Raw genomic sequence first — 16,737 nt, 5'->3', positions numbered from 1 at the left:
TTCCCTTGTACGTCGTCACCGGTCAACGCCCCGTGTGGACGTACGGCGCCCATACCCCCGGCGAGCCGGGGTGCCGCTTGCGCAGACCCCGGACGATCCCGTGCACGACCCGCGCGGTGTCGGTGACGTCGAGTCCGCCGCCGTAGGACCGCAGGTCGCGGTAGAGACGGTCCGTCAGCCGTACCGACACCAGGTCCGTCGCCTCCCACAGGGCGCCCACCACCTGCGGGTACCCGGCCGTCTGGAACGCCGACGTCAGGTGCACGGCCTCGTCGGGGAGGCGGTCGGTGCGGGTGGTGTGGCAGGCCAGCAGCACGGCGAGCCGGGCGTGCGGCAGGTGCCCGCGGGCCACGTCCCGCACGCTGAGCTGTCCGTCGGCGAGCACCAGATGGCTCCTGGACGGGTCCTCGGCGACGCTGAGGCCGTGGCACGCGAAGTGCACGGTGGCCGCCGAGGACAGCTCGGCGAGCACCCGGCGGACCGTCGCGTCGGAGCCCTCCACGGTCCGCAGTCCGCCCAAGGTGTGGGCCATCGCCTTCACCTCCGCCACGGACGCGCCGTCCCTGCCGTCGGCGCCGGTGGGCTGCCGTACCGCCAGGAAGGGCCCACGACCCCCGCCCGTCGGGGCCTGCCGGGCGTGCCGCAGCGCCCTGATGCTAGGTGTGTACGAAGAGGCGACGCGGTCCAACACCGAGCGCCCGTCGGCGAGTTCGGCCGCCCGGTGATGCCCGGCCGCGTGCAGCGGCAGATGGGCCAGCGGCCCGGACGCCGACCACCACAGCCTCGGTACGGATCCGCGCGGGGTGCCCTCGGGGATCGGCCGGGTCAGGCCCGCGGCTTTCAGCACCGGTTCCGCGATGGTGTCCCAGAGCCATTCGAGGGTGTCGAACACGGTCCCGGCTGCTTCCTCGCGCCGGGCGAGCGAGTCGCCGCCGTCCACGGAGACCGCCGCGAGGAACTGCCGTGCTTCGAGCGCCAGCCGCCCCTCGGTGACATCGAGGGACACCGGCACCATGCCCCGGGTGGTGACGACCAGGGCGTCCGAGCGCAGCCGGTCGATGTTGATCAGGACGATCGGCCCCTCCTTCGCCTCGCGCCGCATCTGCTCGGTGCTCGGCGGCAGCAGGAAGTGCTCGAACCCGCGCAGCTCGCGGATCCGGGCCAGCAGCCGCTGCCAATCCTCGGTCACCGCGTGCTGCTCCCGGATCCGCGCGGCCTCGCCCGGACCGCCCGAAGCGCTCGGCGTCTCCGTCGCCCGCAGCCTGCGGGCGAGGGCGGTGAACTCGCGGGCCACCTGGGGATGGGCCGCGGCGAGGTCGGCGTCGTCGCTACGGGCCTGGAGGTCCTGGCCCATCAGTACGGCCCGCCCCTGTTCCAGCAGGGCCGCCGCCTGTTCCGTGCGGCCCGCGGCGAGCGCGACCGCGCAGGCGGTACGGGCCAGGCTGGTCCCGGCGATCCGGTCCGGGAGGTCTCCGGTGCGGCCGTCGCCTCCCGGGCCGGGATAGCGGCGGCCGAGCAGCGCGGTGCGCAGGACGTTCTGGCGGTCGTCCCGGCTCAGCGCCTGGGACACCATCAGCGGCAGCGCTTCGAGCGCGGCCTCGGCGGCGTCGGTGGCCCGGGCCCAGTTACGGCCGGCGACCGCCGAGTCGAGCGCGGTCCGCGCGTTCTCGAAGCGGGCCCGGGGCGGCAGCACCCGTTCGGTGGCCGGGTCCCAGGAGCTGGGCTCGGGGTCGCCGTAGCGGTACCAGGTGAGGTCGTCGTGGGCGGTGTTGACCAGTTCGGTGACGGTCGCCAGGGCGGGGCGCAACTGCTCGCGCAGCGCGGCCAGTTCGGGTGAGTACTCCGGCCGGCCCGGCAGGTCTTCGAGGCTCCGCGCTGCCAGCTCGACGAGCCGTTTCGCCTCCTGGGTGCCGGTCGCGTCCCGGCGCATCCAGGAGGCACCGGCCAGGGCGTGCGCGTACGAGATGGCGCAGCCGAGCCAGCTCGCCGACATCTCGGGCAGCCGGCCCATCGCCCAGGCCAGCGCCTCGCACGCCCGGGTGACGGTCGGCTCGTCCTGGTGGAGCATTCCGTAGTCGCCGCGGTGCGTCTCCACCGCGCACAGCAGCTCGATGTACCTGGGACTCGTGGGCGCCAGCAGCGCCAACTGCTCGTCCCCGCACCGCACGACCTTCTCCAGGTCCTCCCGTCGCTCGCTGAAGGTGAACTGCGCGGCCAGGAACCCCACGAGCGTGGCGGCGAAGAAGCCCCGCTGTCCGTCCGGCAGCCGCCCGGCCAGCACGGCCCTCAACTGGTCGACGGCCAGGGCCAGTCGACGCGGATCGCTGACGCCGGAGCCCAGCAGGGCGTTCCGGACGGCCGTGACGTCCGGCGGCAGCCCGTCGAGGTCCGTCGCGTACGCCGGCTCCGCGGGCCCGGCGTCGGCGGGCGGCCCGGGCGGCCATACCAGGCGGGAGGCTCCGGTGCGGCCGGGTCCGGCGTCCGCCGAGGCGGGCCGGGGGCCGCCGGTGAAGGGCGCGAAGTCCGCCGGTCCTGGACCCGGTGAGCGCACTCCCGGGCGACTCGGCGGGACGTACATCTGGATGGGCGGCAGTTGTACCCCGCTCAGCAGCGGTCCCATCATCGGGCTTACGAGCTTGAGCAGTTGGGCGCCGCTGATCGGCGACCACTTCAGCATCTGCCCCATCTTGGCGCACGCGGCACGCTTCTCGGCGATGTGCGGCGTCAGGGGGTGGTCCGGTGGCAGGTCCCGCTGGAGCGCGGCCCACAGTTCGTCCGCGTGCCGCAGATCGGCCGGCGAGTTGGTGAGGAACGCCCGCGCGCTCAGCAGCGCCGGCATGTTCCCGGCGTAGATCCCGCTGTCGTCGGGCGGCGCGCTCGCCCGGAACGCCTCCAGTTGGGCGATGGCCTCGTCGACCACCTCCTCCTCGGGATGGAGCGGTACGGACGCGGTGAGGGCGAGCGAGAACATGAGGTGGGCCGAGGCCGCTTCGGCGTCGACCGGGGCGGTGCCGTGGCGCCGGGAGTGCTCGACCGCCCGCACCGCCGTCCGGCCGGCCCGCAGCGCCAGTTCGACGGGGCGGGTGTCGCTCGGTTTGTCGCGCTGGCGCGCCAGTGCCGCGTAGACGACGGAGCAACTGACGAGGCCCGCCTCCAGGTGGTCGGCGGTGATGCCGGTGAACGCGGCGTCGGCCCGGCGCCCGGCATCGGTCAGCGCGTCCGTGTCGCCCGACTCCATGCGGAAGAACGCGGACTGCGCGAGGCGCGTCAGCAGGCAGGGCCGGACCAGATCGTCCGCGGGGAGCCCTTCGGCGAGCCGTACGGCGTGCGGATGCGAGGGCCGGGGCGGCTCGAAGTGGCGGGGCGGGGGCTCCTCCGGGTAGGTCGCCGCGACCGCCACCGGATCGTCCGCCGGCCGGCCCTGGGTCTGGGCGGCGAGGTAGTAGTGGGTCTCCTCCGACAGCCGGTGGTCCTCGAACCGCAGCGACAGCGTGCGCTCGGCCAGCCACAGGTGCAGCACCCAGCGCGGTCGCCGCGGATCCCGCTTCTCCCCCATGTCGAGCGCGTGCTCCAGGACGGCCACGGCGGCGACCGCGCAGTCCCGGCCGCCCGCGGTCCAGGAGGCGCGCAGCAGTGCGGCCGCCGCGGGCAGCCAGCCGTCGGGGTCCGGACCGGCGCCGGCCAGGTGCCGCTCGACCTCCGGTGTCCACCGCGCCTCACAGCGCGCCAGCAGGCGTTCCACGACCGTTCGTATCTCTGACACACCGCCAGTCTTCCCGGCCGCGGCCCGCTTCGGTCGTCATCCGGAAATCTCCGACAAACAACCCGCCGTGTGCTCAAGGCCGTTGACGGTCCGTCAGGGCGACTCGGTGCCCGCCCGCTCGCTCACCATGTACCGCGCGTACCAGTCGGGCCAGTCCGGGTCCTCCGCGCCGATGCGGGCCTCGTGCTCGCCGTGCGCTGCGGCGGCGCGGCGCAGCGCGGCCGCCAGGTCCTCGGCCGAGGCGTACGTCGTGGTCGCGGGGTCCAGGCGGCCCGGAAGCCGGGCGGTGATCTCCTGGAGGATCCAGCCGTTGCCGTCCGGATCACTGAACGACACGAACGAGCCGTAGCTGCTGCGCTGCGGGTCCGGGCCGGGCACCCGGGCGTCGGTCCCGGCGTGGTGGAAGACGCCGCCCTCGTCGTGGAACACGTCGCCGGGGTCGGCGCCGAGCCGTTTGAGTTCGTCGTGGGCGGCCTCGATGTCGTCCACGATCAGGTGCAGGCCCTGCGCCGAGCCCGGCACCTGGTCGGTGACCGAGGTGCCGAAGATGACCGAGGCCGGGGAGCCCGGCGGGGTCACCTGTACCACCCGGAAGTCCTCGCCGGTGGTGACGTCGGCGTCGAGCCGCCAGCCCAGTGCCGTGTAGAAGTCCTTGGCCCGGTCCACGTCCCCGACCGGCACCACGACGACTTCGAGCTTCATGTCCATGGGGTGTGCCTCCGTTCTCGGACGAACTTCCGACTCCACCAGCTTCGCCCCTACGGCCCCGGTTCGCGCCGGGACTACCGCGCGGATCTCGCCGCCTCGGCGGCTTTCGCCGTCACGTCGGCGGCGGCACGCGCGGCTCGTCCCGTCACCCGCCAGCCGAGCATGCCCAGCCCGACGGCGGGGCTCGGCGGGAAGACGCCGAGCTGGCCGAGCATGGTCACGTCGTCGCGCACCGCCTCGTGCCCGGCCACCTTGCCGTCGCGGAGGTCGAGCACATGGATCTGTTCGAAGTCGATGTCGCGCCCGGTGGGAGGTATCGCCTGGTCGAGGGCGCCGTCGCGGAAGCGGACGAAGGGCCCGGTGTGACGGCCCCGCATGCGCAGCCGTAGCCAGACCTGTTCGTCGTTGTGGGCGATGCCCAGGACGGGGAAGGCCAGGTCGCTGAAGGCGGAGCGCATCCACGCGCTGGAGGCGAGCACCCCTGCGGGCCCGGGGAGCGCGCAGGCGGTGGGCGAGACGGCCGCCTCGCGGTTGTGGAAGTCCTCGTGCACCACCTCGGCGGCCAGTACCGGGTCGCCGGTCTCGAGGATGCGGAAGAGCCCGTGGGCCAGTTGTGCGGCGTCCATGCCCATTGCGTGATCCCTTTCAGGGGGTGCGATCCGAGAGGTGTGCTGCCGATCGACGCATTTGAGGTTACAGCACGCCTATTGAATTCATCGCCGTACGATGGCGCCATGCCCGCCAAGCGCCGTTACGTCTCTCCGCTGCGTGAACAGGCCGCCGCGCGGACGCGCGCGCTGATCCTGGAACATGCCACGGAGCTGTTCGCCGAGCGCGGTTACGGCCGGGTCACCGTCGCCGACATCGCCTCGGCGGCCGGCGTCGCCGCGAAGACCGTGTTCGCCAGCGTCGGCAGCAAGAGCGACATCCTGAACCTGATCGTCGACCAGGGCGTGCTCGCCTCCGGCTACGAACGGGCCATGACGGACCTGCTCGAACTGCGCACCCCGGAGGCGGTCCTCGGGGCGCTGGCCCACGGCACGCGGCTGGGCAACGAGGGGCAGTTCGCGGTGCACGAGGCGATCCGCAAGGCACTGCCCGTGCACGAGGACGGCGAGGAGCTGTGGGCGCGCGCGACGGCCGCGTACCGGGACGCCCTGGACGCCGCCGCCCGGCATCTGCACACCCTGACTCCCCCGCCGTCCCACTCGCCGAAGGAGACCGGCGATCTCCTCTGGTACTGGTTCGGGCCCACCGGCTGGCGCACGCTCGTGGTCGAGAACGGCTGGTCGTGGGACCGCGCCGAGGAGGTCCTGCGCGGCACGGCGGTGGCCACGCTTCGCTGACGCGCAACCGGAACACCGCGCGTCCTCGTCAGAACCCGTAACTGCTCTGGTTCATAAGGGCAGTTGGCAACCGAGAGCGTTGGCGTGCGCCACACTCGTGGCAACGGTGGCGGGCACAGGGGCGGGAGCGACGCATGGCCGAGTGGAGACCAGTCTTAGCCGCGGCGGCGGGGGTGCTGCTGCTGGCGGGGTGCAGCAGCGGGTCGGACGACGGGCCCGAGGCGCGGAAGACACCGGAGAAGAGCGCCGGAGCGTCGCCCTCGGCCTCGGCGACACCCGCGAACGAGCCGTACACACTCGCCCAGGACCGGGCGCCGAGGACGCGGGCCGAGGCGGTCCAGTTCGTGTCCGAACTCACCGTGCGCCCCGACTACTTCGGCACCGGATATCGCAAGCGTGATCCCTTCGAGAGCGATCCGGCCGAGTGGGCCGTACTCGGCGAGGACTGTCTGTGGCGGCGCGAGGCGCTGCCCGGCACCGTACTGGCCAGTCTCACCCGGGCGTACGAGCTGCCGGCGAAGGGCGGCAAGGGGCCGGTGTACCTGTCGTTGACCGTCACCGTGCACCAGGACGTCGTGGCGGCGCGGCGCGACATGGCCGGGTCGCTGGAGGAGGCGCTGCGCTGCCCCGGGCAGCGACTGAACGCCACGGACCGGGTGCTCGGCCTGTTCTCACGGGCCGACGCGTTCGCCGACGGGCGGTCGGTGATCTCCGACGACGACCTGACGGAGTCCGGCACCTGGATCGCCGACGGCGGCAGGGCGCATCCCTTCGACTGGTACAAGTTCCGGATGGGGCCGGTCACCGTGGCCGCGACCGCGCGGCACGGCGCGGGCCGGACCGAGGCCGAGGACTCCACCGTCACCACCGACATGGGCAAGGGAATGACCTTCGTCGCGGCGAGCATCGACAGCCGGGGCAGGGCGGGCGACGGCGCCACCGCCGAACCGACCGTGACGAAGGGGGCGGGACAGTGAGCGAACCGCTGCGGTCCTCCGACCCGTCCCGCATCGCGGGGTTCCGGCTGCTGCGGCGGCTCGGCGCGGGCGGCATGGGTGTCGTCTACCTCGGACGCACCGACTCCGGCGCACTCGCCGCGGTCAAGGTGATCCGGGGCGAGAGCGCCGGTGACGACGGCTTCCGGGCCCGGTTCGCGCGCGAGGTGGGGCTGGCGCGGCGGGTGGACAGCCCCTGGGTGGTCCCCGTCCTGGACGCGGACGCCGAGGCACGCGAGCCGTGGCTGGCCACCGCGTTCGTCCCCGGCCCGTCCATCGCCGAGGCGGTCGCCGATCACGGACCGCTGCCCTCGCCGGCCGTGCGCGTCCTGGGCCGGGTGCTGGCCGAGGCGCTGGACGCCGTGCACACGGCCGGGCTCGTGCACCGGGACGTCAAGCCGGGCAACGTACTGCTCGCCCTGGACGGACCGCGCCTGATCGACTTCGGTATCGCGCGCGCCGCCGACGACACGGCACTGACCGCGTCCGGGCTCGTGGTCGGCACCCCGGGTTTCCTCGCCCCGGAGCAGGCCGAGGGGCGGCCCGCCACCGCCGCCAGCGATGTGTTCGCGCTGGGCTGCGTGCTGGCGTACGCCTCGACCGGCACGCCTCCCTTCGGCACCGGGACACCCGATGCCCTGATGTACCGCACGGTCCACGACGAGCCCGAACTCGACACCGTGGACGGCGAGTTGCGGACCCTGGTGGAGCGTTGTCTGGCCAAGGACCCGGACGCGCGGCCCACGGCCGACGACTTACGGAGCGTGTTCACCGACGACGCTCCGGACGACTCCGGGGGTTGGCTCCCCGATCCCGTCGCCCGGATGGTCGCCGCGCGGGCCACCGAGAGCCTCGCCTTCCCGGACGTCGAACCCACGGTCGTGAACGATCCGGCCGACCCCGCCCGGCACCCGGGCAGGCGCCGCCTGCTGCTGGCCGGTGGCGCGCTGCTGCTCGCGGGCGGTGGGACCGGAGCGGCGGTGTGGGCGTCGGGGGACGACGGGAAACCGGCGGCGAGTGTCGGACGTCCCGTGTACGTCCTCGGCGTGCACACGACCGCCACCGCGGCCGAGGCCGCCGTCAGCCGGGCCTCCGAGCGCGCCGCCCGCCTCGCCGTCGCCCAGCACAACGCCGCTCCGAAGCGCTCCTACGACCTGAAGGTGAAGGTCCTCGCCGACAAGGGCGACGCGGACACCGCGCAGGCGGTGGCCCGTACGTTCACCGCCGACCGGAACGTCGTCGCCGTGCTGGGACCGGTCGCCGAACTCCCCATGCTGCGGGCCGCGTCCGTCTACGGCGTGGCGGGACTGACCCATGTCTCCAGCAGTACGGGCCAGCAGGACTACTTCCTGACCTCGCCCAAGACCTCGTTCCAGACCAGCCCGGCCCACGCCGCGCTCGGCGGCTGGATCGGACTGCACGCCTACGTGACCGGGCAGGTGGTGCGGGCCGGCGTCGTGATCGACCGGGACGGGGGCCCCGCCATGCAGGCCGAGGGCACCCAGGTGGTCGGCAACTGGCGCACCATCCTCAAGAGCGAGGTCGTGCCCCGCGTCGTCGCGGAGGACACGGACGACGGCCCGAAGGCGGTACGCCAACTGCTCGCCGCCGATGTCAGGGCCTTCGTCTACCTGGGCACCCTCGACGCCACCGTCCGCACGGCCCAGGAGCTGGCCACGGCCCGCTTCACCGGCCCGCGCTGGATGCAGCACCAGCTCTACGGCTCGGACTTCCCGCGCCTCGCGGGCACGGCGGGCGACGGCTGGTACGTGGTGACGGACTCCGTGGACCCCTCCGTCCTGACGACGAAGCGGGCCAGGGACTTCACCGCGGCCTGGCGGAAGCGCTACGGCGCCACTCCCGAGCCGTACGCGACAGAGGCTTACGACAGCGTGGGGATGCTGCTCGCCGAGTTCGCCCGCACGGTCCCGGCCGGGGCGCGCCGGCGGCCGGTGCGGACCGATCTCGCCGTACGGCTGGCGAAGGTGAAGTACCAGGGCATCGCGCGGACGTACGCCTTCGGCGACTTCCACCAGTACGACAACAGCTCGACGGGCTGGGCGGACGAGACCTTCGTCCACGAGGTGCGCGGCGGGCGGTTCCGGCAGCTGGGATCGCTCGGCGATCTGAATCGCGCGGCGCAGAGCCGGAGTTGACGGAGATCCGGCGTCGGCGGGCGGGAACCACGGGGAAACGGAGGCGGCGGACGTGGAACGGCTTCTGCCCACCGATCCGTCCCTGATCGGCGGGCACCGGCTCGCCGGGCGGCTCGGCGCTGGCGGCATGGGCGTCGTCTACCTGGCGCGCTCGCCGCACGGCGCGTGGTGCGCGCTGAAGGTGATCCGCGAGGAGTACGCCGACGACCCCGGCTTCCGCGCCCGTTTCCGCCGTGAGGCCGAGCTGGCGTCGCGCCTGACGAGCCGATGGACCGTGCCGGTCGTCGCGGCCGACGCCGACGCCCGCTCCCCGTGGCTGGCCACCGCCTATGTGCCCGGCCCGTCCCTCGCCGAGGCGGTCGCGCTGCGCGGACCCTGGCCCGAGGCGCAGCTTCGCGGCCTCGGCGCCGTGCTGGCCGAGGCGCTGGACGGGGTGCACGCGGCCGGGCTGGTCCACCGGGACGTGAAGCCCGCCAACGTGCTGCTCGCCGCGGACGGGCCACGGCTGATCGACTTCGGGATCGCGCGGGCCGTCGGCGCGACCGCCCTCACCACGGACGGCTCCGTCGTCGGCTCCCCCGGCTACCTCTCCCCGGAGCAGGCCCGCGGGCTCACCGTCGGCCCGCCCAGCGACGTCTTCTCGCTCGGCTGCGTCCTCGCCCACACGGCCACCGGCCGCCCGCCGTTCGGCACCGGCGGCGCGGCGGCCGTCCTGTATCGGACAGTGGGACAGGAACCGGACCTGGACGGCATCCCGGAAAGCCTCGGCCGGACCGTACGACGATGTCTGGCGAAGGAACCGGAGCACCGCCCGAGCACCCGTGAACTCCGCGCCGCCTACGGCGAGTTCGCCGTGGCCGAGTGGCTGCCCGAAGGACTCCCGGCCCTGGTCGCCGCCCGTGCCGCACGCGTCCTGGACCTGCCCGTTCCCGACCCCACCATGCTCACCGGGCCCTCCCCCGTGGACGCCCCGCCCTCGCCCACCCGGCGCCGCCTGCTCGTCGCGGGGGCAGCGCTCGGTGTCACCGCGGCGGCCGGGGCGGGCGCGTGGTGGCAGTGGGGCCGGGGCGCCGCGGCGGCGAACACCGGTTCCGTACGGCGCTCCCGCCATGTGGTCGCCCTGCTCGGCAGCCCGGACGACCCCTTCTTCACCGACCACGAACGCGGCGCCCGGCTCGCCGTCGAGCAGCACAACCAGGACGCCGAGCGAACCGTGGACCTGGTCCTGCGCACCGCCGACGACGCCGGCACCGCGAAGGGCACCGCAGCGGCGGCCACCCGGCTGGCCGCCGACCCGGACGTGTCCGTGGTGATCGCCGCGGGCCCGAACGAAACCGTGCCCGCCGCTCTTGACCCCTGTACGAATGCCCGGCTGACCCTGCTGGTCACCCGTGCCGACACCGACGCCCTCGACACCGTCAACGTCACCAGCGCGCTCGTCCTGCGCGCCACCCGGACCGTCGGCCCGTTCGCGGCACTGATCTATCTGAACCGGGTCGCCAAAGCCGCCCGCACGGTGATCGTGCACGACCTCGCCACCGAGGTGGAGAGTCTGACCACGGTCCGGATCATCACCGTCTACGGCAAGGTCGACGGCGAGACGTCGGTGGAGGAGGTCGCCGCGGCCGAGGACTTCACCGGGGCCGCCCGCCGTATCGCCGCGCACCCCCGAGACGCCGTCTTCTTCGGCGGGGTGGACACCGACCGCGCCGCCGCCTGCGCCCGCGCGCTGCGGGACGCGGGCCACCGGGGCGCCCGGGTCGCGGGCGAGCACGTCCTCGGCGCCCCCTTCCTCGCTGTCGGCGAGGACTGGCGGATCGGTACGGGCTACACCGACGCGAACGCCGACACCCGTACGAAGGCGTTCGCCGCCGCGTTCCGCGCCCGCCACGGACACGCGCCCGGGCCTTGGGCGGCCGAGGCGTACGACGCCGTCCGGTTCGCCGCCCACGGCCTCGCCTCCGTCGGCGACGACGGCCGCACCGCCCTGCGCTCGGAACTCCTGCGCCGCCCCTGGCAGGGCATCACCCGCCTCATGGACTTCGACGCCGCCACGCAGTACTTCACGACGGGCGACGACGGCGGAGGGTTCCTGTACCGGGTGACCGGCGGAACCGCCCGCTTCGTGGCGCGCTCCGACGACATCGGCAAGAAGACCTGAGCGGTCGTACAACTCCCCTTGAGAACGAGAGGAGTTGTACGACTGTCATGCGCCGACGTACGCCGCCAGATGCTCCCCCGTGAGCGTCGAGCGCACGTCGACCAGGTCGGCCGGCGTCCCCTCGAAGACGATCTTGCCGCCGTCGTGTCCCGCACCGGGGCCGAGGTCGATGATCCAGTCGGCGTGCGCCATGACCGCCTGGTGGTGTTCCACGACGATGACCGACTTCCCGGAGTCCACCAACCGGTCCAGCAGGCCGAGCAGTTGCTCGACATCGGCGAGGTGCAGACCGGCGGTGGGCTCGTCGAGGACGTAGACGCCGCCCTTCTCCGACATGTGCGTGGCCAGCTTGAGGCGTTGGCGTTCGCCGCCGGAGAGGGTGGTGAGCGGCTGGCCGAGGCTGAGGTAGCCGAGGCCCACGTCGGCGAGGCGGGTAAGGATCTTGTGCGCGGCCGGAGTTGCCGCCTCGCCCGCGCCGAAGAACTCCTCGGCCTCGGTCACCGACATCGCGAGCACCTCGCTGATGTCACGCCCGCCGAAGTGGTACTCAAGGACCGACGCGTCGAACCGCTTCCCCTCGCACTCCTCGCAGGTGGTGGCCACGCCCGCCATCATCGCCAGGTCGGTGTAGATGACGCCCGCGCCGTTGCAAGTGGGGCAGGCGCCCTCGGAGTTGGCGCTGAACAGGGCCGGCTTCACACCGTTGGCCTTGGCGAAGGCCTTGCGGATCGGTTCGAGGAGTCCGGTGTACGTCGCCGGGTTGCTGCGGCGTGAGCCGCGGATGGCGCCCTGGTCCACCGACACCACGTTCTCGCCTGCCGGGATCGACCCGTGCACCAGCGAGCTCTTCCCGGAGCCCGCGACACCGGTGATGACGGCGAGGACACCGAGCGGGATGTCGACGTCGACGTCCTGGAGGTTGTTGGTCGCGGCGCCCCGGATCTCCAGACTGCCGGTGGGCTTGCGCGTCGACTCCTTCACCGACGCCCGGTCGTCGAAGTGCCGGCCGGTGATGGTGCCGCCGGTGCGCAGTTCCTCGACGGTGCCCTCGAAGCAGACGGTGCCGCCCGCCGTACCGGCGCCCGGGCCGAGGTCGACGACATGGTCGGCGATCGCGATGGTCTCCGGTTTGTGCTCGACGACGAGCACGGTGTTGCCCTTGTCGCGCAGGCGCAGCAGCAGGTCGTTCATGCGCTGGATGTCGTGCGGGTGCAGTCCGATGGTCGGCTCGTCGAAGACGTACGTCACGTCGGTGAGGGAGGAACCGAGGTGGCGGATCATCTTGACGCGCTGCGCCTCACCGCCCGACAGCGTGCCCGCCGGCCGGTTCAGGGAGAGATAGCCGAGGCCGATCTCGACGAACGAGTCGAGGGCCTGCCCCAACGCGGTGAGCAGCGGCGCCACCGACGGCTCGTCGAGGCCGCGGACCCACTCGGCCAGATCGCTGATCTGCATCGCGCAGGCGTCGGCGATGCTGATCCCCTTGATCTTCGACGAGCGGGCGCCCTCGTTCAGGCGGGTGCCGTCGCAGTCGGGGCAGGTGGTGAAGGTGACGGCCCGGTCCACGAACTCGCGGATGTGCGGCTGCATGCCCTCCCGGTCCTTGGCGAGCATCGACTTCTGGATGCGCGGGATCAGACCTTCGTAGGTCATGTTGATGCCCGCGATCTTCATCCGGGTCGGTTCGCGGTGCAGGAAGTCCTGGAGTTCCTTCTTCGTGAACCTCCGGATCGGCTTGTCCGGGTCGAAGAAACCCGACTCGCTGTAGAGCCGGGAGTTCCAGCCGCCTCCCGTGTACCCGGGGACGGTGATCGCGCCTTCCGCGAGGGACTTGGAGTCGTCGTAGAGCTGGGTGAGGTCGAGGTCGGTGACCGAGCCGCGCCCCTCGCAGCGCGGGCACATGCCGCCGGTGATGCTGAAGCTGCGGCGCTCCTTGACCTTCTGTCCGCCGCGTTCCATGGTGACCGCGCCCGCGCCGCTGATCGAGGCGACGTTGAAGGAGTACGCCTTGGGCGAGCCCAGGTACGGCTTGGCGAGCCGGCTGAAGAGGATGCGCAGCATGGCGTTGGCGTCGGTGGCGGTGCCGACCGTGGAGCGGGGGTCGGCACCCAGCCGCTGCTGGTCGACGATGATCGCGGTCGTCAGTCCGTCGAGGACGTCCACCTCGGGGCGTGCCAGCGTCGGCATGAAGCCCTGCACGAAGGCGCTGTACGTCTCGTTGATCAGCCGCTGCGACTCCGCGGCGATCGTGTCGAAGACGAGCGAGCTCTTGCCCGAGCCGGAGACACCGGTGAACACCGTCAGCCGGCGCTTCGGGATCTCGATGCTGACGTCCTTGAGATTGTTCTCGCGCGCCCCGTGCACGCGGATCAGGTCGTGGCTGTCGGCAGCGTGCGGTGCGGACGACCGCGTGTCCGTCCTCGTGGCCTTGCTCATCGTGCCTTCCCTCCGATTGCGCCGGGCCGCCGACGGTCCCTCGGCGGCCATCGCCCGGCTCGATCCAACCAGGCTTCGAGCGGTACGTCCGCTTCCGGTACACGCTGGTGCACCTGGCAGTCACGCTAGGGGCACCATGTGGCCTCGCGCTTCTCGAATCCTGACCGGAACGGGGACCCGACCCGCCTACCGATCGCCGCGCAGATAGCGCGTGACCATGTCCACCAGCTCCGTCTCGAACGTCTCGACCGGAATAGCCCGCGGGTCCGCCATGAGCTTGTGGATGTTGATCTCCACGGTGAACACGATCAGCTCGACCGCGGTGTCGAGGTGTCGCACCTGGACGTCCGGGTGCCGGGCGAGGAGGTCGCGCACCTGACCGACGCGCGCCTTTCCGTGCCGCTCGACCGTGTCGCGCAGTTCCCGCGAGACCGGTGCCTCTTCCATCATGATCCGCAGCAGTTGCGGATCGTCACGGTGGTTGTCGATCGCGTCCCGGACCAGCGCCCGCACGGTCGCCTCCAGCGTGCCGGGAGACAGGTCGAGCTGTTCGGCCTGCGTCCAGGCACCGCGGTCGATGTGCCGGACCAGCAGCGCGGCGAGGACGGCGTCCTTGTTCGGGAAGTACTGGTACAGCGAGCCGATGGAGACGCGGGCGCGTTCGGCGATGCGGTTGGTGGTCCCGGCGGCGTAGCCGTACTCGGCGAAAACGTGAGCAGCGGCGGTGAGGATGCGCTCGCGGGTGAGTTCGGCGCGCACCTGGCGGGGCTTGCGACGTGGTTGAAGACGGTCGTCGGCCGACGGCATCCCGGGAGCCTCCTGGGGGCGCGAAAAGCGAGTAGCCAAGGAGCTGAGCTATTGCTCACAATATAGCCATGAGCTGCGAGAACAAGGCCATGGCCGATCGCGGCCCGGGCCGCTCGGGCTCCGTCCGAGAGGAATCCCCGTGCGGCAAGCGAACCGGTTCAGCGCCCTGCGTCGACTGACGACGGAGGCAGAGGTCGAGGCGACGGTCGGTCACCCCGCGTCGACGATCATGCTCAAGCAGATCAGCGCGCTCGACGAGGGCTGCCGGACCGTCCTCGCCCGGTGCCCGATCGCGGCCGTCGGCTACCGGGACGCCGACGGCACCAGCAGGACGACCTTCATCGGCGGCACACCGGGGTTCGCCCGCGTCCACTCGCCGACGCGCCTCTCGTTCTCCCTGCCCGGCCCCGGCGCCCCGCACGGTCCGGTCTCGTTCTTCTTCCTCCTGCCGGGTGTCGGGGAGGTCCTGCGCGTCAACGGCTCGGTGGCCGTGCGGAAAGGCGCCGAGACCAGCGTCGACATCCAGGAGGCGTACGTCCACTGCGCACAGGCCGTCCTCCGGTCCCGCCTGTGGCAGCCGCCCGCCCCTTCACAGCCGGTCGCCGAGATGGCCGGAGACGGGCCCCTGTGTCGACCAGGTGTCGTGGAGTTCCTGGCGGCTGCCCCCTTCCTCGCCCTGTCCACGTGGGACAACTCCCGTGGCAGCGACACGAGTCCGCGCGGGGACCGGCAGGCGGTGGCGCGTGTCCTGGACAGTCGCACGCTCGTCGTCCCGGACCGGAAGGGCAACAAGCGCGCCGACACGCTCCACAACCTGCTGCGGGACGACCGGCTCTCGTTCGCCGCGCTCGTCCCGGGCCGCAGCGGTGTGCTGCACGTCCGCGGCCGTGGCGCGATCACCGACGATCCCGCGCTGCTGGAGACGATGGCCCTGCGCGGGATGCCGCCGCATCTGGCGCTGCTCATCGACGTCGAGCACGCCGAGGTGACCGGCAACGACGCCGTGGCCCGCTCGCGGCTGTGGACCCCCGGCGCCCACCCCGACCGGGGCACGGTGCCCGACCTGATCGCGCTGGGCGGAGAGCACCTCGCCGCCCGTTCGGCAGCGGCCGAGGGCGGCCCGCCCGCGTTCCTGCTGAAGGCCGTCGGAGCGATCCCGGGCATGACCCGGTTGCTGCGCCTGGTGATCAACCGTCTCTACCGCTCCGGACTGCGGAAGGAGGGCTACGAGGACGACGGGCCCGGCACGGGCGGCCGGCGCCGGGGTTTCCCGCGTCGCCGCCCCGCCGACGCCGGGCGCCCGGTTTCCGGTGGACGGCCGGAGGACCCCCTGCGGGAGGTGCGCGTCACCGAGGTGCGCGCCGAGACTCCGAGCGCGGTCACCCTCGTACTGGAGGCCGTGGGCGAGAACCCGGGATCGTTCGACTTCCGTCCCGGCCAGTTCTTCACCCTGGTCGCCGACATCGACGGACGCCCGGTGCGGCGGGCGTACTCGGCGTCGTCGGCACCCGGTTCGCCCCGGCTGGAGGTCACCGTCAAGCGCGTCGAGGGCGGCCGGTTCTCCACCCACGTGCACGAAAGCTTCCGGGTCGGTGACCGCCTCGCGGTGCGCGGTCCGTCGGGGTCGTTCCACGCCGAGCACCGGCCCCCGGACGAGATCGTGCTCGTCGCGGCGGGCAGCGGCGTGACACCGATGATGAGCATGATCCGCTCCCGGCTCGCCGTCGAGTCGGGCCACGACCGGATCGCGCTGCTCCACAGCAGTCGCAGCACCCAAGAGACCATCTTCGCCGAGGAGTTGACCCGGTTGGCGAAGGACCACCCCGACCGGCTGTCGGTCACCCACGTCCTGACCCGCCGGGACGGGCGCCTCGACGCGGACGGCGTACGGCACTGGATCACCGGCCTCTCCCCGGCGCCGGGCGCCCACTTCTACACCTGCGGTCCCGTACCGCTGATGGATGCCGTCCAGGACGTCCTGACCGGGCTGGGAGTCCCGGACGAACTGGTCCACCAGGAGCGCTACACCAGCCGAGCGGACACCGGAACCGTGAGCACGGCACCGCACGAGTTGGTCGTCGAGGAGGACGGCCGCGCCGTCGGCACGGTGGTCGTAGAGCCCGGCCAGACACTCCTCGACGCGGGACTCGCGGCGGGGTTGCCGATGCCGTACTCCTGCACGGTCGGGAACTGCGGCGACTGCATGGTGCGGCTCCGCGAGGGGGAGGTCACGCAGAACGAGCCCAACTGCCTCACCCCGCGACAGAAGGCCGACGGCTATGTGCTGGCATGCGTGAGCTGCCCGATGTCCAAGGTCACCCTCGCCATCACCGACCCGTGACCGCGCTCGTCACCCGGGGGAAGA

At 72.7% G+C, this 16,737-nt stretch carries 10 protein-coding genes; 5 read left to right on the top strand and 5 right to left on the bottom strand.

The features are described 5' to 3' along the window. Positions 1-22: 22 nt before the first annotated feature. The 3 genes from ACIRRY_RS37925 to ACIRRY_RS37915 form a co-directional block, all read right to left on the bottom strand. The gene (locus ACIRRY_RS37925; RefSeq protein WP_403982214.1) at positions 23-3,763 is read right to left on the bottom strand and encodes a CHAT domain-containing protein; all 3,741 of its coding nucleotides are present in this window, start codon (positions 3,761-3,763) and stop codon (positions 23-25) included. 93 nt (positions 3,764-3,856) lie between these two features. Further along, a complete protein-coding gene (locus tag ACIRRY_RS37920) occupies positions 3,857-4,471 on the bottom strand; it encodes a VOC family protein (RefSeq protein WP_403982211.1) in 615 nt (204 codons plus the stop codon). A gap of 74 nt (positions 4,472-4,545) precedes the next feature. Then, positions 4,546-5,097 carry an ester cyclase gene (locus tag ACIRRY_RS37915; protein ID WP_403982208.1) on the bottom strand — a complete coding sequence of 184 codons (552 nt, stop codon included), beginning with the start codon at positions 5,095-5,097 and terminating at the stop codon, positions 4,546-4,548. Between the two features lie 108 nt (positions 5,098-5,205). Between ACIRRY_RS37915 and ACIRRY_RS37910 the strand changes: the two genes are divergently transcribed. The 4 genes from ACIRRY_RS37910 to ACIRRY_RS37895 all read left to right on the top strand — a co-directional run bounded on the left by ACIRRY_RS37910 (position 5,206) and on the right by ACIRRY_RS37895 (position 11,129). Next, positions 5,206-5,817: a TetR/AcrR family transcriptional regulator gene (locus ACIRRY_RS37910; RefSeq protein ID WP_403982205.1), complete on the top strand. Its 612-nt coding sequence runs from the start codon at positions 5,206-5,208 to the stop codon at positions 5,815-5,817. A gap of 134 nt (positions 5,818-5,951) precedes the next feature. Next, a complete protein-coding gene (locus ACIRRY_RS37905; protein WP_403982202.1) occupies positions 5,952-6,794 on the top strand; it encodes a hypothetical protein in 843 nt (280 codons plus the stop codon). Continuing rightward, positions 6,791-8,968: a bifunctional serine/threonine-protein kinase/ABC transporter substrate-binding protein gene (locus ACIRRY_RS37900; protein WP_403982200.1), complete on the top strand. Its 2,178-nt coding sequence runs from the start codon at positions 6,791-6,793 to the stop codon at positions 8,966-8,968. The genes ACIRRY_RS37905 and ACIRRY_RS37900 overlap by 4 nt, the downstream gene beginning before the upstream one ends. A gap of 52 nt (positions 8,969-9,020) precedes the next feature. Continuing rightward, positions 9,021-11,129 (top strand): bifunctional serine/threonine-protein kinase/ABC transporter substrate-binding protein, encoded by a 2,109-nt coding sequence (locus tag ACIRRY_RS37895; protein ID WP_403982197.1) that lies wholly within the window; start codon positions 9,021-9,023, stop codon positions 11,127-11,129. 45 nt (positions 11,130-11,174) lie between these two features. Here ACIRRY_RS37895 and ACIRRY_RS37890 read toward each other — a convergent pair whose 3' ends face one another. Next, a complete protein-coding gene (locus ACIRRY_RS37890) occupies positions 11,175-13,565 on the bottom strand; it encodes an ATP-binding cassette domain-containing protein (protein WP_403982194.1) in 2,391 nt (796 codons plus the stop codon). Positions 13,566-13,751: 186 nt separating this feature from the next. Further along, positions 13,752-14,372: a TetR/AcrR family transcriptional regulator gene (locus tag ACIRRY_RS37885; RefSeq protein ID WP_403982191.1), complete on the bottom strand. Its 621-nt coding sequence runs from the start codon at positions 14,370-14,372 to the stop codon at positions 13,752-13,754. 139 nt (positions 14,373-14,511) lie between these two features. Between ACIRRY_RS37885 and ACIRRY_RS37880 the strand changes: the two genes are divergently transcribed. Beyond that, positions 14,512-16,713: a 2Fe-2S iron-sulfur cluster-binding protein gene (locus ACIRRY_RS37880; protein ID WP_403982188.1), complete on the top strand. Its 2,202-nt coding sequence runs from the start codon at positions 14,512-14,514 to the stop codon at positions 16,711-16,713. The last annotated feature ends 24 nt before the right edge of the window (positions 16,714-16,737 follow it).

It is taken from the genome of Streptomyces sp. NPDC101776 (assembly GCF_044766845.1).
GTDB lineage: Bacteria > Actinomycetota > Actinomycetes > Streptomycetales > Streptomycetaceae > Streptomyces.
The sequence above is the reverse complement of the archived record's forward strand: the minus strand, read 5'-3'. Positions and strand labels throughout refer to the sequence as shown.